This window comes from Streptomyces sp. NPDC044044 (genome assembly GCF_056434405.1).
In genome coordinates, this window is sequence record NZ_JBWKFG010000004.1 from 459,170 (window position 1) to 477,501 (window position 18,332).

14 protein-coding genes are annotated in these 18,332 nt (G+C 71.4%); 7 read left to right on the top strand and 7 right to left on the bottom strand.

The genetic code is table 11. The features are described 5' to 3' along the window. Positions 1-19: 19 nt before the first annotated feature. Both AC07AG_RS17750 and AC07AG_RS17755 read right to left on the bottom strand, forming a co-directional pair. The gene (locus AC07AG_RS17750; protein ID WP_478755995.1) at positions 20-976 is read right to left on the bottom strand and encodes a DMT family transporter; all 957 of its coding nucleotides are present in this window, start codon (positions 974-976) and stop codon (positions 20-22) included. Positions 977-1,162: 186 nt separating this feature from the next. Then, positions 1,163-2,626, bottom strand: coding sequence for an FAD-dependent monooxygenase (locus AC07AG_RS17755; protein ID WP_478755996.1), 1,464 nt, complete (start codon positions 2,624-2,626; stop codon positions 1,163-1,165). Positions 2,627-2,760: 134 nt separating this feature from the next. Between AC07AG_RS17755 and AC07AG_RS17760 the strand changes: the two genes are divergently transcribed. Next, a complete protein-coding gene (locus AC07AG_RS17760) occupies positions 2,761-3,372 on the top strand; it encodes a TetR/AcrR family transcriptional regulator (RefSeq protein ID WP_478755997.1) in 612 nt (203 codons plus the stop codon). A gap of 152 nt (positions 3,373-3,524) precedes the next feature. Here AC07AG_RS17760 and AC07AG_RS17765 read toward each other — a convergent pair whose 3' ends face one another. The 3 genes from AC07AG_RS17765 to AC07AG_RS17775 form a co-directional block, all read right to left on the bottom strand. Next, positions 3,525-3,764 carry a hypothetical protein gene (locus AC07AG_RS17765; RefSeq protein WP_160505069.1) on the bottom strand — a complete coding sequence of 80 codons (240 nt, stop codon included), beginning with the start codon at positions 3,762-3,764 and terminating at the stop codon, positions 3,525-3,527. 20 nt (positions 3,765-3,784) lie between these two features. After that, positions 3,785-5,923 carry a 4-alpha-glucanotransferase gene (gene malQ, locus AC07AG_RS17770; RefSeq protein WP_478756307.1) on the bottom strand — a complete coding sequence of 713 codons (2,139 nt, stop codon included), beginning with the start codon at positions 5,921-5,923 and terminating at the stop codon, positions 3,785-3,787. Positions 5,924-6,025: 102 nt separating this feature from the next. Further along, a complete protein-coding gene (locus tag AC07AG_RS17775; protein ID WP_249589883.1) occupies positions 6,026-6,262 on the bottom strand; it encodes a hypothetical protein in 237 nt (78 codons plus the stop codon). Positions 6,263-6,634: 372 nt separating this feature from the next. On the opposite strand from AC07AG_RS17775, the gene AC07AG_RS17780 reads away from it, so the two are divergent. Next, positions 6,635-9,595, top strand: a complete 2,961-nt coding sequence (locus AC07AG_RS17780; RefSeq protein WP_478756308.1) for a beta-N-acetylglucosaminidase domain-containing protein — start codon at positions 6,635-6,637, stop codon at positions 9,593-9,595. Between the two features lie 66 nt (positions 9,596-9,661). On the opposite strand, the gene AC07AG_RS17785 is transcribed toward AC07AG_RS17780, so the two are convergent. After that, positions 9,662-10,198, bottom strand: coding sequence for an HNH endonuclease (locus tag AC07AG_RS17785; protein ID WP_190080400.1), 537 nt, complete (start codon positions 10,196-10,198; stop codon positions 9,662-9,664). Between the two features lie 266 nt (positions 10,199-10,464). Here AC07AG_RS17785 and AC07AG_RS17790 point away from each other — a divergent pair, with 266 nt between their 5' ends. Beyond that, on the top strand, positions 10,465-11,547 hold the full coding sequence (locus AC07AG_RS17790; RefSeq protein ID WP_361046703.1) for a mechanosensitive ion channel family protein: 1,083 nt from the start codon (positions 10,465-10,467) through the stop codon (positions 11,545-11,547). Positions 11,548-11,570: 23 nt separating this feature from the next. Here AC07AG_RS17790 and AC07AG_RS17795 read toward each other — a convergent pair whose 3' ends face one another. Then, a complete protein-coding gene (locus AC07AG_RS17795; RefSeq protein ID WP_478755998.1) occupies positions 11,571-13,571 on the bottom strand; it encodes a serine/threonine-protein kinase in 2,001 nt (666 codons plus the stop codon). A gap of 298 nt (positions 13,572-13,869) precedes the next feature. Here AC07AG_RS17795 and AC07AG_RS17800 point away from each other — a divergent pair, with 298 nt between their 5' ends. From AC07AG_RS17800 to AC07AG_RS17815, 4 genes are all read left to right on the top strand, one after another. Then, a complete protein-coding gene (locus AC07AG_RS17800; RefSeq protein WP_478755999.1) occupies positions 13,870-15,042 on the top strand; it encodes an ROK family transcriptional regulator in 1,173 nt (390 codons plus the stop codon). An 81-nt stretch (positions 15,043-15,123) separates the two neighbouring features. After that, positions 15,124-16,464, top strand: a complete 1,341-nt coding sequence (locus tag AC07AG_RS17805) for an ABC transporter substrate-binding protein (RefSeq protein WP_478756000.1) — start codon at positions 15,124-15,126, stop codon at positions 16,462-16,464. 15 nt (positions 16,465-16,479) lie between these two features. Next, positions 16,480-17,415: a carbohydrate ABC transporter permease gene (locus tag AC07AG_RS17810; protein ID WP_478756001.1), complete on the top strand. Its 936-nt coding sequence runs from the start codon at positions 16,480-16,482 to the stop codon at positions 17,413-17,415. 8 nt (positions 17,416-17,423) lie between these two features. After that, positions 17,424-18,332 carry a carbohydrate ABC transporter permease gene (locus AC07AG_RS17815; RefSeq protein WP_478756002.1) on the top strand — a complete coding sequence of 303 codons (909 nt, stop codon included), beginning with the start codon at positions 17,424-17,426 and terminating at the stop codon, positions 18,330-18,332.

Here is an 18,332-nt window from a genome sequence, read left to right on the forward strand (position 1 = left end):
CCCACGGGACGCGCTCCCCTTACTTCGTGCGCGCCGAGCCGAGGACGACCCCGCCCAGGATCAGCCCCATGCACATCACCTGCAGCCACCCCATCGCCTCGCCGAGCACCGCGAAGGAGAGCAGGGCGACGCACACCGGCTGGAGGTAGTAGATGACCCCGGCACGCGCGGCGCCGATGATCGAGATCGCCTTGTTCCAGGCGAAGAAGGCGATCGCGGAGGAGACGACACCGACGTACAGGAGCGGGGAGACCGTCCCGACGGTCGGCTCGAAGCCGCCCTGCACGACGAGGCTGACCACGAACACCGGGAGCAGCATCAGCGCGCCCAGCGTGAACGTCGCGAAGAGGAACGGCAGTCCGCCGATCTCCGCGGGCTTGCGCTTGAGCAGCGCGCTGTACGAGCCGAAGGAGACGGCCCCCGCGATCACCCACAGGTCGCCCACCGCGAAGTCCATGGAGAGCGACCCCCCGGACACCAGGACCAGGACGCCCGCGCAGGCGATCAGCATGCCGGTCACGCGGCGCACGCCGAGCCTCGCGCCGCCGAGCCTCTCGTACACCGCCATCAGGACCGGCGACGCCGCCATGATCATGCCCATGTTGCCCGCGGTGGTGGTGACGCCCGCCTGGTTGACCAGGGTGTTGTAGATGGTGACGCCGAGAAGGGCGGCCAGGAGCAGAAAGCGCAGATGCTTGCGGAGCAGGGCCCGCTGACGCCATGTCTGGCGCGCGGCGAACGGCGCCACCGCCGCGATCGCGATGATCCACCGCCAGAACGCGTGCTGGATGGGCGGCACGCTGTCGGCCAGGGCGCGCGAGGTGACGAAGCTGCCCGACCAGACGACCGTGGCGAGCGCCGCCAGGGCGAGGCCGAGGCCGATGGGGCCCGCGGCCCGCTGCGCCTTGCTCGCCGCCGACGTGACGGTCTCCGTCGGCTCGCTGTGCAGGGGGGTCGTCCGGTCCAGGACAGTCACTGATATCCCTTGTCTCTCTCCCGGTCGTCCCGGGAAAACATGAACCCCGCCGAGGTGGGCACCACCCGGCGGGGATCTCTTGGCTGATCTCTTGGTTGGTCGCGGGACTACCGTCGCACCCCCACACCCATCAGGTCCATCGAATCTTTTCGAGACTTCTTTGAAGCAGAACTGAACAGTTGGGTTCTACGCGGCACCCCACTCCCCCAGCGCCGCCCGAACCTGTCCCGCGTCCGCCTCGTCCGCCGCCCACGCCACGTACCCGTCGGGCCGGACCAGGACGGCCGTACGCCGGTCGCGCCGGTCGCTCGCCCAGTGCCGCACGACCGCACGACCCGCGTCGTACTCGGCGCCCACCGGGGCGATCAGTACGAACTCGCCCTCGCGCAGGGCCTCGTACAGCCGCCCCTCCTTGAGCGCGACGTCCGGAGCGCGGCGCCCGGTCAGGCGGTGGGCTCCCTTCGGGGCGGGGTAGCGGTAGCCGATGCCGGTGATCTGGCCGATCGCCTTCTCGCGGACCGGGCGCACGGCGTTGACGAAGGACGCGAGCACGGCGCGGGCCGCGATCGACCACGGGCGCTTGGCCATCGCGAGCCGTACGATCCCGCCGCTGCTGCGCAGGACCGCCTTGCCGATGGGGTGCCGCTCCGACTGGTAGGTGTCGAGGAGGCCTTCGGGCGCGCGGCCCTCGACCGCCGCCGCCAGCTTCCAGCTCAGGTTCACGGCGTCCTGCAGGCCGGTGTTCATGCCCTGCGCGCCCGCCGGAGTGTGGACGTGCGCGGCGTCCCCGGCGAGGAAGACCCGGCCGACCCGGTACTCGGGCGCCTGGCGCTCGTCGCTGTGGAAGCGGGACATCCAGCGGGCGTCGTGCATGCCGTAGTCGCGGCCGAGCGCGAGGCGGGTGATCTCCTTGACCTCCTCGAGGTCGAGGGGGTCGGTGTCGGGGACGTTGCGGGCGCGGTTCCAGCCGATGACGCGGTAATAGCCGTCCGCGAAGGGCGCGATGAAGGCGAAGGCGTCACCGGCGGCGTTCACCGTGAGGACCGACGCGGGCTTCTCCGCGAGCTTCACGTCGGCGAGGACGAGGGAGCGGATGGCGGACTTCCCAGGGAAGGGCAGGCCGATGGCCTTGCGGACCGGACTGTGCAGTCCGTCGGCGCCGACGACGTACGCGGCCCTTCGCGTGCTCGACTCCCCACCCGGGCCCCGGACTTCGAGCGTCACCCCGTCCGCGTCCTGAGTGAGCCCGGTGACCTCGCTCTCGTACCGGAAGTCGACGCCGGCCTCGATCGCCCGCCGCTCCAGGACCCGCTCCACCTCGTACTGCGGAAGGACCAGGAGGTGGTTGTAGCGCGAGGGCAGCTTGTCGAGGCCCACTTCGAGGCGGGCGAAGAGGCGCAGGCTGTCGAGGGCCTTGCCCTTGGCCTCCAACTCGTCGGCGAGGCCCCGCGCGTCGAGCTGTTCGAGGGTGCGGGCGTGCAGCACCAGGGCGCGCGAGAGGTTGCTGATCCCGTGCGGCCGCTTCTCGAGCAGGGTGACGGGGACGCCCGCGGCGGCCAGGTCCCCGGCGAGCAGCAGCCCGGTGGGTCCGGAGCCGACGACGATCACGGCAGGGTCCACGGTGCCGGGCGTGTCCTGGGTTCCGTTCATGGCAGCCTCCTCGCGCCTTGTGTCTTGCGCCTTACGTCTTGCGCCTCACGCCAACAACTGTTGGTCAACGCTTGTTGGCCAACGTAGGGCCGCAGTCCTGGACTGTCAACACATGTTGGCCTACGCTTGTTGGCATGACCGAAAGTGCACCCGATTCAGCGACTCGGACAGCCACCGAGACACCCGCGGCACCACCCCGCCGCTCCGATGCGACCCGCGGCGCGATCCTCACCGCCGCCCGTGAGCGGTTCGCCGCCGACGGCTATGAACGGGCCACCATCCGCGCCATCGCCAAGGACGCGCGCATCGATCCGTCGATGGTGATGCGCTACTACGGCAACAAGGAGGGCCTGTTCGCCGCGGCCTGCTCCATCGACCTGCGGCTGCCCGATCTCACCGCGGTGCCGCGTGAGAACGTCGGACGGGCCCTGGTGAGGCACTTCCTCGACGTGTGGGAGAACGACGGGGTGCTGACCGCCATGCTCCGCGTCGGCATCACGAACGAGGCGGGCGCCGAGCGCATGCAGGGCATCTTCAGGGACCAGCTGCTGCCGGTCGCGCGCCACGTCTGCCCCGACCCCGCCGACGCCCCCGCGCGGGCCGGGCTCTGCGCCTCGCAGATCCTCGGCATGGCGCTGACCCGCTATGTGCTGCGGTTTCCGCCGGTGGTCGCACTGTCCGGCGACGAGGTCGTGGACTGGGTCGGACCGACGGTCCAGCGCTACCTCACGGCCGAGCGGCCCTGAGACGTACGCGGCCGAGATGCACGCGGCCCGAGACGTACGCGGCCTGACGCGCCCGGCCGTGTGACACACGCGTAGGGGCTCTTCGCCGACGTGAGCACGCGTGCGTACGTCGGCGAAGAGCCCCTACGGAGAACTCTGGAAGCGAAGTGGCGTCAGCCCTGCTTCTCCTGCTTGCGGGACTTGTCACCGACCATGACCAGGCCCGCGATCACCAGGAACAGCACGATGGGCGCCACGACATAGAGGCCGAGCGTGTCGATCACACTCAGGCCGGGACCCGGGTCGTCACCGTCGTCGCGTGTGAGCGCGAGCGCGGGAGACGACATGAGCAGCATCATCAGCGTCGTACCGGAAGCCAGGGCGCCGGCGCGCAGGGCGTTCTTCTTGTCCACGGTGCCAACGTAGCGAACTGCTAAACGGGCCGCGCGCCCGGGGGTGCCGTACGGGGCTCCTCGCGGGTGCGGAACACGTCCATGAACGCGTGCACGCGGGGTGAGGCGGCGAGTTCCTCCAGGGTGACGGGGCGGCCATCGGCGTCGGCGACCGGCAGCCGCCAGTTGGGGTACTGGTCCCAGGTGCCCGGGAGGTTCTGCGGGCGGCGGTCGCCGACCGCGTCCGGCAGCCATACGCCGATCATGCGGGCCGGGGTGGCGAGCAGGAAGCGGTGGACGGCGCGGATCTCCTCCTCCTCGTGGCCACCGCCGCCGGGCAGCATCCCGAGACGGGCGAGCAGCGCGAGCCACTCCGACACGTCCGCCGCGGCCTCGGCCTGCTCGACGGCCACGGGGCGGACCAACAGGCCCAGCCGGTCACGGAGTTGGACGTGCTCACCGGTGATGCGGGCCGCGGTGGACGGCAGGTCGTGGGTGGTGGCGGTGGCCAGGCAGTCCGCGCGCCACCGCTCGGGCGGCACGGGCCGTCCCGTGCCGGTCCAGTCCCGCTCGAACCAGAGCACGGAGGTGCCGAGCACGCCGCGGCGCTGCAGGGCCTCGCGGACGCCCGGCTCCACGGTGCCGAGGTCCTCGCCGATGACGAGGGCGCCCGCGCGGTGCGCCTCCAGGACCAGGACGGCGAGCATCGCATCGGCGTCGTACCGGACATACGTTCCCTCGGTGGGCGCGCGGCCCTCCGGGACCCACCAGAGCCGGAAGAGCCCCATCACGTGGTCGATGCGGATCGCGCCCGCATTGCGCAGCAGTGCGCGCAGGAGAGCGCGGTAGGGGGCGTACCCGGACTCGGCGAGGCGGTCGGGGCGCCAGGGCGGGAGGCCCCAGTCCTGGCCGCGCGCGTTGAACGCGTCCGGCGGGGCGCCCGCCGACATGCCCGCGGCGAAGTGCCGCCGCTGCGCCCAGGCGTCGGCTCCCGCCGGGTGCACACCGACCGCGAGGTCGTGCACGAGGCCGATGCCCATGCCGGCGTCGCGCGCGGAGCGCTGCGCGGCGCCGAGCTGGGCGTCGGTGAGCCAGGCGAGACGGCAGTGGAAGTCCACGCGGTCCATCAACTCGCCGCGCGCGCGGGCGGTCCGGGGTGATGCGGGGTCGCGCAGGGCCTCGGGCCAGGTGTGCCAGTCGGGGCCGTGCCGCTCGGCGAGCGCGTACCAAGTGGCGTGGTCCTCAAGGGCTTCGCCGTGCTCGGCGAGGAAGTCGTTGTAGGCGGCGCGCCGTCCGGGTCCGAGCGGGACCTCGCGGATCAGCTCCAGGGCCTTGAGCTTGAGCGCCCAGACCGCGTCCCGGTCGATCAACTGGCCCTGCTGGAGCACGGATTCGCGTAGCGCGGCGGCTCTGCGCGTGAGATGCGCGGCCAGATCGCGGGCCTCGCCCTCCAGGTGGGCGTACTCGGGAATGTCCTCGACCCGCAGGTGGACGGGGTCGGGGAAGCGGCGCGACGACGGGCGGTACGGAGAGGGGTCGGACGCCCCGTCCTGGGGCTTCGGTACCGCCGCGTGCAAGGGGTTGACCTGCACGAATCCCGCACCGATGGCCCGCCCCGACCAGGCGGCGAGCTCGGCCAGGTCCCCGAGGTCACCCATGCCCCAGGAGCGGCGGGAGAGGAGGGAGTAGAGCTGGACGAGAATGCCGTACGTCTTCTCGCGCGGGGGCGGCAGGCGTTGCGGGGCGACCACGAGGTGGGCGGTGGCTATCCGGCCGTCCGGGGTCGTGGCTCGGAGGCGGTGGACGCCCAGCGGCAGGTCGGGTGCCCCTCGGGGCTCCGCCTGTGCGCCGCTTCGCGACGGTGCTTCCTGCCCGGCCACCCGATGGCCCCGCGGCGCGATCTCCGGGAACTGGACCCGCTCCCCCTGCTCCGTCTCCACCCACACCCGCGTGCCCGGCGGCAGCCCGGCCCAGGGCGGGGGTGCCTCAGAAGCTCCCTGCCACACCACGACCGTCGGCGGAAGGAGGCGGGCGGCCAGCTCGGCCTCGCGGGCCGTGAGGGCGCGCCGCAGCGCATCGGGGGTGCTCGCGTCCACGTCGAGGGCGGCCAGGGCCGCGATCACCGCGGCGTCGGTGGCCGGAACCGTTCGGTCCGGGGACGGGGAGTAAGAAGTCGCCACGCCGTGCAGGTCGGCAAGGCGGGAAAGTCCGGTGGGGCCGGTGGGGCCGGTGGGCCCGGCGGTGGAGCCGGTCGTGGGTCCGGTCGCTCCGGGTGGGGCCACTTAGACCCCCATGTAGGCCAGACCCGACGCGGTGCCGGTGGAGGTGGGCTCGCTGGTCAGCGGGGCGGCGTCGGCGAGCGGCGGCTCGCTGGTCAGGGGTGCGGCGTCGGCCAGCGGGGGCTCGCTGGTCAGGGGCGGCTCCAGGCAGCCGCAGGCGCAGGATCCGTCGAGTCCCGAGTCGGGACCGGACACCTGTTTGGAGAGAGCGTCGAGGAGGAGATTCGCGGAAGCGGGCACGTAAGGCTCCAATGTCAGGGGGCAGGTCTTCGGCAGACCTACCCAGTGCGCGGGATCGCAGACATATCCGTTGTATGAACGTGCGCGTACTCACATTCGTTTCTCTGAGTGGGGGTCCGGACGCAAGATCTTCCTTTCCCCCGCTCCCGTCCCTGCCCCGATCCGGAGGAGTCATTCCAAGCCCCTCCAGCACTTTTGAGCGAACCCGGCCATGACACCGGCCTTGGCCCGGCAATGTCACAGGGAAGAAAACCCCCACAACACCCACGCCCGTTGACACCCCCGCCACGCGAGTGGTGGGCTCAGTGACACCCTGAGACAACCGACGCACCACCCGTGATCACCGGGACGAGGGACAACGAGGAGAGGGCCGTGCAACTGCGGCGCAGGAAGGGCGCGGCGGCCATCGCCGTCGCCGTCATCGCAGGCGCCCTCACCGGTGCCCCCGGCGCCGTCGCCGCCCCCGGCCTCCCCGGAAAGCCCGGCACCCCGGCCACGTCCCCCGACGACGACCGGGAGAGCGACGGCACCCTCCCGCCGGTCTGGCCCCGCCCCCAGTCGATGACCACGGCAGGCACCCAGGTCACCGTCACCGACGAGGTCGTCCTGGCCACCGGCCGGAACCCGGACCCGTACGCCATGGACGCCCTGCGTGCCCTCCTGCGTGACGCGGGCGCCCGCGAGATCACTGAGGTCAAGGACGGCGACCAGCTGCCCGCGGGCGGCGGGAAGCTCGTCGTCCGCGCCGACGGCACGGGAGCCGACCAGGCCCTGCGCGCCCTCGGCGCCCGCGCCCGCGGCGACCTGCCCTCCGGTGGCTACCGCCTCGCGGTGGGCCGGATCGGCGGCCAGGACACCGTCGCCCTCGCGGGCGCGGGAGAGGACGGTCTCTTCCACGGCGTGCAGACCCTGCGCCAGCTGGTCACCAAGGGCGGCGCCGGGAGCACCGTCCCCGGCGTCCAGATCCGCGACTGGCCCGGCACCGCGGTCCGCGGTATGACGGAGGGCTTCTACGGCACCCCGTGGACCCGTGAGCAGCGCCTGGACCAGCTGGACTTCATGGGCCGCACGAAGCAGAACCGCTACCTCTACGCCCCCGGCGACGACCTCTACCGCCAGGCACGCTGGCGCGAGCCGTACCCCGCGGAGCAGCGCGCCGACTTCCGCGCGCTCGCCGAGCGGGCCAGGGCCAACCACGTGACCCTCGCCTGGGCCGTCGCCCCCGGCCAGGCCATGTGCATGTCGTCCGACCAGGACATCAAGGCCCTGAACCGCAAGATCGACGCGATGTGGGCCCTGGGCGTGCGCGCCTTCCAGCTGCAGTTCCAGGACGTCAGCTACAGCGAGTGGCACTGCGACGCGGACGCCGACGCCTTCGGTTCGGGGCCCGATGCCGCCGCGAAGGCGCAGTCCCGCGTCGCCAACGCCGTCGCCGCGCATCTGGCCGAGCGCCACCCCGGCGCGAAGCCGCTCTCGCTGATGCCCACGGAGTACTACCAGGACGGCTCCACCGAGTACCGCGACGCCATCGCGGACCGCCTCGACGAGGGCATCGAGGTGGCGTGGACCGGCGTGGGCGTGGTCCCCAAGACCATCACCGGGCGTGAACTTGCGGGCGCCCGCAAGGCGTTCGGCTCGCATCCGCTGGTGACGATGGACAACTACCCCGTCAACGACTTCGCGCAGGACCGTATCTTCCTCGGCCCCTACACGGGCCGCGAGCCCGCCGTGGCCACCGGCTCGGCGGCGCTGCTCGGCAACGCCATGGAGCAGCCCTCCGCGTCCCGCATCCCCCTGTTCACGGCCGCCGACTACGCCTGGAACCCCCGCGCCTACCGCCCGCACGAGTCCTGGCTCGCCGCGATCGACGACCTCTCGGGCGGCGACGCGAAGGCGCGCGGCGCTCTGCGGGCGCTCGCGGGCAATGACGCGTCCTCCGTGCTCGGCGCCGACGAATCGGCGTACCTGCGCCCGCTCATGGACGACTTCTGGCGTGCGCGCACCACGACGGACCGCGCCCGCATCGAGAAGTCCGCCAAGGCCCTGCGGGACGCCTTCACCGTCATGAAGGAGGCGCCGCGGCGGCTCGCCGACAGCGACATCGACACCGAGGTGCGTCCCTGGGTCGAGCAGCTGGCGCGCTATGGGGAGGCCGGCGAGACGGCGGTCGACATGCTGCGCGCGCAGTCCACCGGCGACGGCGCCGCCGCGTGGCGCGCCTCGCGCACCCTGACCGGGCTGCAGAAGGACCTGAAGGCGGGCAGGGTGACCGTCGGCAAGGGCGTCCTCGCCCCCTTCCTGACGCGGTCGCAGAAGGCGTACGGCACGTGGGCGGGGCTCGACAGCGAGCAGGCGTCGGACCGCGCGACGGTCCGCGTCCCGCGCGCCCGCCCTCTCACGGCGGTGACGGCACTGACCGACCCCGGCACCAAGGGCAGCGTCGAGGCCCACGTCCCGGGCGAGGGCTGGCGCCGCATCGGCGCCCTGTCCGGCACGGGCTTCACCGAGGCCAAGCCCGTGGGCCCCAAGGACACCGCCCCGCGCGCCGACGCCGTCCGCGTCACGGTCACCGAGGGCACCGTCCGCCACGTGGTCCCCTGGTACGCCGACTCCCCCGACGCCCGCTTCTCCCTGGGCCGCACCGAGGCCGACGTGGAGATCGGCGGCGGCCCGCAGCGGGTCACGGCGAAGCTGACGTCCCTGCGCCCCGGCGACGTGGAGGGCAAGGTCACGGCGAAGGCCCCCAAGGGCATCGAGGTGCGCACCCCTGAGAAGTCCACGCTGCCGCGCGGCACGCAGGTGGACGTCCCGGTCGACGTCACCGTCCCGGCGGGCACGCGCTCGGGGACGTACGAGCTCCCGGTCACCTTCGACGGCCAGACCAGGACGGTCTCGGTCCGCGCCTACCCGCGCACCGAAGGGCGCGACCTGGCGCGCGGCGCGAAGGCCTCGTCGTCGGGCGACGAGACGAAGGACTTCCCGGCGTCCGGCGCCAATGACGGCGACCCCGCGACCCGCTGGTCCTCGCCGGCCGAGGACGGCGCCTGGTGGCAGCTGGAGCTCGCGGAGCCGGTCAGGCTCGGCCAGGTGGTCCTGCGCTGGCAGGACGCGTACGCGGCGGGCTACCGCGTGCAGACCTCCGCCGACGGCAAGACCTGGCGCACGGCGGCGACCGTGAAGGACGGCAAGGGCGGCCGCGAGGCGGTCCGCATGGACGCCCGTGACACTCGTTACATCCGGGTGCAGGGCGACAAGCGGGCCACGCGGTTCGGCTACTCGCTGTGGTCGGTCGAGGCGTACGCCGTGGCCGCGGCCGCGGCCGCCCACGAGTGACGGCGGCCGACAGCCACGTACAGGCCCCGCGCAGGCGGCCGCGTACAACAGAGCCCGGATCGATTTCTAGGCGGAAATGCCATCGATCCGGGCCATCGCGTCGTCCGCGCCGAACGGCTGCAAGTACGGCAGCCAGCGCGGATCCCTGTGCCCGGTCCCGATGATGCGCCACGCGAGCCCCGAGGGCGGCGCGGGCTTGTGACGCAGGCGCCACCCCAGCTCCAGGAGATGGCGGTCCGCCTTGGTGTGGTTGCAGCGGCGGCATGAAGCCACCACGTTCTCCCAGGCGTGCTGACCGCCACGGCTCTTCGGAATGACGTGGTCGACGCTGGTTGCGACGCCACCGCAGTACATGCACCGACCGCCGTCGCGGGCGAAGAGCGCCCGCCTGGTCAGAGGAACGGGCCCCCTGTAAGGGACCCGGACGAACCGCTTGAGGCGGACCACGCTGGGTGCGGGGACAGTGCGCGTTGCGCTGTGCATGAAGGCGCCGGATTCCTCGAGGCAGAGAGCCTTGTTCTCCAGGACGAGGACGAGCGCGCGGCGGAGCGGTACGACGCCGAGAGGCTCGTACGACGCATTGAGGACCAGGACGTGCGGCACGGATGCCTCCTATTACGCCGGCGGCGCGTGGCTCGCGCCGGGACGATCTGTAGCCAGTCTCCCCTCATGCCTGGTCCAAGCGCCACCATCCGCTGGTAACGGGCTCGGAGTGTTTTCGACCACACCACTGCGACACCCTCATCTTCCCCAAGTGAGCACTGTCTCTCCCTCGAAGATGACAACGATCCACACACAATGCCCCGTTAGTGTGGTGACTCTGCCCGGTGCATCTCCTGGGCAGGCCGCTATGCCTGGAGGTACCTGCCGTGTTCCTGTCCGTCCTGTCAGCAGCCGGAACGGACCCGGACGACAAGACGACGCCGAAGTCCCCGACCCTCGAGGACGCCCAGGAGAGCGCGACGAACGCCGCGAGCTGGGTCGAGCAGAACTGGTCGGCGTGGCTGGGCATCGGTCTCCGCATCCTGCTGATCGTCGCGGTCGCCGTCGTCCTTCGCGTGGTCATCCGGCGCTCGATCACCAAGCTCATAGACCGCATGAACCGCACGGCGCAGTCCGTGAACGGCACCGCGCTCGGCGGCCTCCTCGTGAACGTGGAGCGCCGCCGCCAGCGCTCGCAGGCCATCGGCTCGGTGCTGCGCTCGGTGGCGTCGTTCCTGATCCTGGGCACGGCCGCGCTGATGATCCTGGGCACATTCCAGATCAACCTCGCCCCGCTGCTCGCCTCGGCGGGTGTCGCGGGTGTGGCGATCGGTTTCGGCGCCCGCAACCTCGTCACGGACTTCCTCTCCGGCGTCTTCATGATCCTTGAGGACCAGTACGGCGTGGGCGACTCCATCGACGCGGGCGTGGCATCCGGCGAGGTCATCGAGGTCGGTCTGCGGGTCACCAAGCTGCGCGGCGACAACGGCGAGATCTGGTACGTCCGCAACGGCGAGGTCAAGCGCATCGGCAACCTCAGCCAGGGCTGGTCCACGGCGGGCGTCGACGTCACCGTCCGCCCGGACGAGGACCTGGAGAAGGTCCAGGCGACGCTGCTCGAGGTCGGCGAGTCCATGGCCAAGGACGAGCCGTGGAACGAGCGCCTGTGGGGCCCGGTCGAGGTGCTCGGCCTGGACAGCGTGCTGCTCGAGTCGATGGTCGTGCGGGTCTCCGCGAAGACCATGCCGGGCAATGCCCTCGGTGTGGAGCGCGAGCTGCGCTGGCGCATCAAGCGGGCCTTCGACGAGGCGGGCATCCGCATCGTGGGCGGCCTGCCGCTCCAGGCGACGGAGGAGGCGGCCGCCGACCCGTCCGCGGGTGTCGCGGCGCCGTCCGCGTACGCATCCGCGACCTCGCCGCAGTCGCTCGCTGCCTCCCCCATAGCGCCGCCGCCGAACCTGGCGAAGTAGCGGCGGCGGCGCGGCGCGGGGCCTCAGGCCCGCTTGTAGTAGTACCCCTCGCCGTGGGAGGGGCCCACGTTGTGCTGGATTCCGCTGCCGTTGACGGTGAAGTACGACGGGTCCAGGGTCGGGTGGCAATAGGCGGGCCTGCTCCCGACGAAGCTGGCCGTCCCGACGTTGATGCGGCTGCCCTGGCTCGTCGTCGACGTCACCTTCGCGGCGTACGTGCACTCGGTCTGCTGGTCGAGGGACAGGCGGACGGAGCCGCTCGCGGAGATGGTCACCGTGTCCGGCTGACCGATGTTGTAGTCGCCGCCGAACGTCCAGGTGTCGGCGAAGAACGAAGGGACCCCGCCTCCGCCGCCCGAGCCGCCACCGCCGGAGCCGGGGTCGCCCGAGCCGTCGCCGGAGCCCGCGCCGCTGGACGAGCCCGCATCGGAGTCGCTGCCGGACGAGCCGCCGGGTGACGTGCCGCCGCCACCGTCGGAGCTCGCGTCACCGTCCGAGGAGCCTGCGGAGCCCTTGGAGTCCTCTCCGCCTCGGCCGTCGGCCGCGCTCTCCCCGTCCTTGCCGTCCGCCCCGTCCTCGCCGTTCTTGTCCTTCTTTCCCTTCTCGTCGTCCGCGCCCTTGTCGCCCTTGTCGCCCTTGCCGTCCTTGGACGGTGAGCCGCTGGGGGAGGACTCGTCCTGGCCCGGCGCCGCCGGGGAGCTGCTGGAGGGGGGCGAAGCCTGGTCGCCGCTGTCGCCGCCGAACGGCTGCATCACCACGAACGTGCCGCCTCCCACGGCGAGCACGGCGACCACCGGGAGCCCGATCACCAGCGGGCGGCGGCGCCGGGCCCGCTTCCGCTCCCGGGCGGAGGTGTCCGCCGGTGCGGCACCGGACGCGGCCACCGCCACGACCTCGGGAATGCCCGGTTCCGGGACGCCCGGTTCCGGGACGCCCGGCTCCTGGCGCAGCCGCGCCGTCTCCCGGTCGGGGACCTCGGCCGCGGCGGGCGGCGCCTCCTCGCGCACCGGCTCCGCCGCCTCCGCGTCCAGGAGCCTGGCCGCCTGCTGGGCGAGGTGCATCACGACCTCGGCGGGCAGCCAAGCGGCCGACGACGTCAGGGGGCGGGTCCGCTCCGGGTCCGCCAACAGCTCGTCCACGGTGGGACGTTCGTCGGGGTTCTTGGCCAGGCAGCGGGCGATGAGCGTACGCAGTCCGTCGTCGCGCACCTTGTCGAGACCGGGTTCGGCCTCGACGATCTGGTACATCACGGCGTGCTGGTTGGTGACCCCGTGCCCGAAAGGCAGGACGCCTGTGGCCGCGTACGTCAGGACGCAGCCCAGCGTGAACACGTCGCTCTTGGGGCCCGCGCTCTGGCCGCGGATCTGCTCGGGTGCCATGAAGCCGGGCGAGCCGATGACCATGCCGGTGCTGGTGAGGAGTGACTCGACGGACGAGGTCCGCATGGCGCGGGCGATGCCGAAGTCGATGACGCGGGGGCCGTCCACGGTGAGCATCACGTTGGACGGCTTGAGGTCGCGGTGGATGATCCCGGCCGTGTGGATGTCCTGGAGCGCGTGCAGCAGGCCGTCGGCGAGCGCGTGGACGGACTTCGCCGGGAGCGGGCCGTGGCCGCGTACGACCTGTTCGAGGGAGAGTCCGGGGACGTACCCCGTGGCCACCCAGGGGTGCTCGGCGTCCGGGTCCGAGTCGAGCACGGGCGCGGTGTAGCGCTCGCCGACGCGCCGCGCGGCGTCGATCTCCCGGCGGAAGCGGGCCCTGAACTGCGCGTTCGTGACGTGCTCTTCGTGGACGACCTTCACCGCGACGGTGCGGCCGCTCTCGGAGCGTGCGAGGTAGACCCGGCCCATGCCGCCCGCCCCCAGCCTCCCGAGCAGGAGATAGGGCCCTATCCGGGGCGGATCGCCCGCCGTGAGCGGCTTGATGCCTCCCCCGGCACCCTCATCCGCCCTCTCGGCGCCCTCCGCGCCCTTGGCACCCTCGGCACCCTCGTCGGCGTGGCCCCCGCCGGTCGCACTGGTCATGGTGGTCTTGTCCCCCGGTTGTCCTGCCTGGTCGGTCGAACAGACGTGAGGATATGCGCCGGGGATCTCTCCGGTGAAGCGCGGTGCCGTGCAACTGGACGGCGGTCAGGAGGAGTTCCCGGCCCGCCACAGTTCCCCTGGCCGAGCGTCCCGCGTGCACCCTGTGCAACGCCCGCCCCACCAGGTAACGACTTGGTTGCCGCGGGAGCATCCGCTATTGACGCCTCATTCACGCCAGCCGTACGGTCCTCACGAATTGGAAAGTTTCCTAACAGTTGCAGCAAGGGCAGGTGTCGTGATGGCAGCAGCAGGCAGCACTCCGGGGACCCCGGGCACGCCGAGCGTCCTGCGCGCCATGAACGACCGGGCGGTGCTCGACCTGCTCGTCGCGCACGGCCCGCTCACCCGCACCCGCATCGGTGAGCTGACCGGGCTCTCCAAGCCCACCACCTCGCAGCTGCTCGGGCGTCTGGAGGCCGCCGGTCTCGTGCACACCACGGGCAGCCTCAGCGGACGGCCGGGACCCAACGCCCTGCTGTACGAGATCGACCCGGGCGCCGGTCATGTCGCCGCGCTGTCCGCGAACCCCACCGGGATCACCGCGCTCGTCGCCGACATCACCGGCACCGTGCTCGGCCAGGCGCGCGTCGAGGCCGTCGCCGTCGCCGAGGACGTGCGCCACCGCACCGCCCAGCTGGTCACCGAGGCCGTCGACGAGGCGCTGCGCCAGGCGGGCCTGGGCCACGACGACCTGCGGGCCGCGGTGATCGGCACCCCCGGCGCCATCGACCCGCACACCGGTGCGCTGCGGTACGCCCCGCACCTGCCGGGCTGGCACTCGCGGACGCTGCGCGACGACCTCGCCGCCGTCCTCGGCACGCCGGTCGACATCGAGAACGACGTGAATCTGGCCGCCGTCGCCGAGCAGTACGAGGGCGCGGCGCAGGACAACGACAACTACGTCCTCACCTGGCTCGACGAAGGCGTAGGCGCCGCCATCGTGCTCGGCGGCACCCTGCTGCGCGGCGCGACCGGCGGCGCGGGCGAGATCGGCTACATGCCGCAGCCCGGCGCCCCCCTGGTGCGCACGGGACCGGAGGACCACGGGGGCGGGACCGGCGGCTTCGAGAGCCTCGTCTCCGCGTACGTCGTGCGCGAACTCACCGGCGGCGGGGCGACGTTGGCGGAGGTCATGGCCGACGACGCCGCGCTCGACGAGGTCGCACGGCGGATCGCCACCGGCATCGCAGCGGTCGTCGCCGTCGTCGACCCCGAACTCGTCGTGCTCTCCGGCTCGGTGGCCCAGGCGGGCGGCGACAAGCTGCGCGCCAGGGTCGAGGAGGAGCTGACCGGGCTCGCCCTGCCCCGCCCGCAGATCCGGATCAGCGAACTCGACGGCGACCCGATCCTCACCGGCGCCCTGCGCTCGGCCCTCACCCAGGCCCGCGACCAGGTCTTCAACACGGCCTGAGCAGGACTGCCCGCCCCTCGCCAGCACCTCCCCGCACCTCCCCGCACCTTCAACTCCCCTCCCCCGTAAAGGAAGTCCGCCATGCCGCGATGGCGCATGCCCACCTGCGCGTCCGCGGCGCTCGCCGCAGCCGGCCTCTTGCTCTCCGGCTGCGCCAACCCGAGCGTCGGCAGCGCGAACGACGACCCGACCAAGCCGGTCACCCTGAAGTTCTGGCACGGCTGGTCGACGCCCGGCGAGGTCAAGGCCGTCAACGACAGCATCGACCGCTTCGAGAAGCTGCACCCGAACATCAAGGTGAAGGCCACCGGGAACGTCTCCGACGAGACCGTCAACCAGGCCCTGCGGGCGGGCGGCGACAAGGCCCCGGACGTGGTGTCGTCCTTCACCACCAACAACGTCGGCCAGTACTGCGACTCCGGGATGTGGGCGGACCTCGATCCGTTCATGAAGAAGACCGGCCTCGACAAGCGCAAGATCTTCCCCAAGACGCTGCTCGACTACACGAGTTACCGCGGCAACCAGTGCGCCCTGCCGCTGCTCGCCGACGCCTTCGGGATGTACTACAACAAGGACGCCTACAAGAAGGCGGGGATCAAGCGCCCGCCGCGCACGATGTCCGAGTTCGAGAAGACCGCCAAGAAGCTGACCGTGCGCAGCGGCAGGAACTCGTACAAGCAGGTCGGGTTTCTCCCCAACTTCCGCTTCTACCAGAACAGTCCCGACCGCCTCTTCGCGCAGTGGGGCCCCCAGTACTTCGACGCCGAGGGCGATGCGCGCCTCGCCGACGACCCGAAGACGTACCAGTTCTTCAAGACCGCCCGCCAGCTCGCCGCCGCTCAGGGCGGGTTCGACGACCTGGAGCGGTTCCGGCTGGCCTTCGGCGACGAGATGTCCAACCAGAACGCCTTCCTGACCGGCAAGGTCGCCATGCACCTGGACGGCGAGTGGCGCGGCCTCATGCTCGACGAGGCGAAGGCGAAGTTCGACTGGGGCGTGGCGCCGCTGCCCGTCCCCGACGACCAGGCCGACACCTACGGCCGCGGCTTCATCACCGGCACCGTCGCCGGGATCGCGCACAGCAGCAAGCACCAGAACGCCGCGTGGGAGCTGGTGCGGTTCCTGACGGCGGACACCAAGCAGGTCGTGAAGTTCGCGAACGCCATCCACAACGTGCCCTCCACGTTCGCGGCGCTCAAGTCCCCCGACCTGGACGCCGATCCGACCTTCCGGACCTTCTTCGACATCCTGGAGAACAAGCACAGCAAGGCCCTGCCGCCCTCCGTCAACGGCGGCGCGTACGTCGTCTCGCTCGGCGACTTCTCCTACGGCGTCGAGGCCGGGCGCGTCCCCGATCTGCGCAAGGGCCTGAAGAAGCTCGACGAGCAGATCGACGCCGACACCCTCCAGTCGAAGAGCTGAGCTGAGGACCCCGCCATGGCACTCTCCCTCTCCAACCCCGCGCGCCGCAGACTGCGCACGCTCGGATTCCTCTCCCCCTGGCTGGTCGGCTTCAGCGTCTTCTTCGCGTATCCGCTGATCGCCACCGTCTACTTCTCGTTCATGCACTACAACCAGATCAAGGAACCCACCTTCGTGGGCCTGCGGAACTGGAAGTACGTGTTCGACCAGATGCCCCTGTTCGGCCCGGCCCTGTGGAACACCCTCTGGCTGGTCGTGATCATGGTGGCCGTGCGGGTGGTCTTCGGGCTCTCGCTCGGGCTGCTCATCACGAAGATCAAGACGGGCGCCGGGTTCTTCCGCACCGCCTTCTACATCCCCTACCTCGCCCCGCCGGTGGCCGCCACCGTCGCCTTCGTCTTCCTGCTCAACCCCGGCACGGGTCCGGTGAACGAGATCCTCGACGCGGTCGGGATCTCCGGGCCCAACTGGTTCAACGACCCGGACACCGCCAAGCCCTCGCTGGTGCTGCTCTCCCTGTGGGGCATCGGCGACCTGATGGTGATCTTCATGGCGTCGCTGCTCGACGTGCCCAAGGAGCAGTACGAGGCCGCCGAGCTCGACGGCGCGGGCGCGTGGTCCAAGTTCCGCTACGTCACCTGGCCCGCGATCACCCCGATCGTGATGTTCGCGGTGGTCACGGGCGTCGTGCAGACCATGCAGTACTACACGCAGGCCCTGGTCGCGGGGAAGGTGGCGTCCGGCGTCAACATCGGCCCCGGCTCGGTGATCCAGCCCGGCTACCCGGACCACTCGACCCTCACGGTCCCCCAGCTCGTCTACCAGATGGGCTTCCAGAACTTCAACACCGGTGCCGCGTGCGTGCTCTCGCTCGTGCTCTTCGCCATCGCCATGGCCGTCACGCTGCTCCTGATGCGCAAGCGCTCCGGGCTGCTCGCGGCGGAGGACTGAGGATTCCGATGACTTCCACGACTCTCGGCGCGCCCGCTCCGGCGCCCGAACGCACCGCCCCGGCACGGGGCCCCGCCGCCGCCCGCGCCCGCCGCAAGCGCGTCCTGCACTGGATCGCCGTGCACAGCGTGGCGATAGGCGTCGCGCTGCTCTTCGTCCTGCCGTTCGTCTTCGTCTTCCTGACGTCGGTGATGAGCGACTCGCAGGCCATGAGCGGCGACCTGTGGCCCGATTCCTGGCACTGGTCGAACTACAGGGAAGTGTTCGAGACGCCCGGCTTCCTCGACTGGTGGCGCAACTCGCTGATGTACGCGGGCCTGGGCACCCTGTTCACCGTCTGCTCGGCGATCCCCGTCGCGTACGCGCTCGCCAAGTTCCGCTTCCGCGGCCGGCGCACCGCGATGCTGCTGGTCATCTCGACGATGATGCTGCCGCCGCAGGTCATCGTGATCCCGATGTACCTGGTGTGGGCCCAGCAGTTCCACCTGTCGGGCACCCTGTGGCCGCTGATCATCCCGATGGCGTTCGGCGACGCCTACTCGATCTTCCTGCTCCGCCAGTTCCTCCTGACGATCCCCAAGGAGTACATCGAGTCGGCGAAGGTCGACGGCTGCGGGGAGTTCCGCACCATGATCAAGATCGTGGTGCCGATGGCCAAGCCCGGCATCACCGCCATCGCGCTCTTCCAGTTCTTCTACTGCTGGAACGACTACTTCGGACCGCAGATCTACGCCGCCCAGAACCCCGGCGCCTGGACACTGAGTTACGGCCTCGAATCCTTCAAGAGCGCCCACGCCGTCAACTGGAACATGACGATGGCCGCGACGCTGCTCGTCATGGCGCCCGTCATCCTCGTTTTCTTCTTCGCACAGAAGGCCTTCGTCGAAGGCGTCACCCTCACCGGAGTAAAGGGCTGA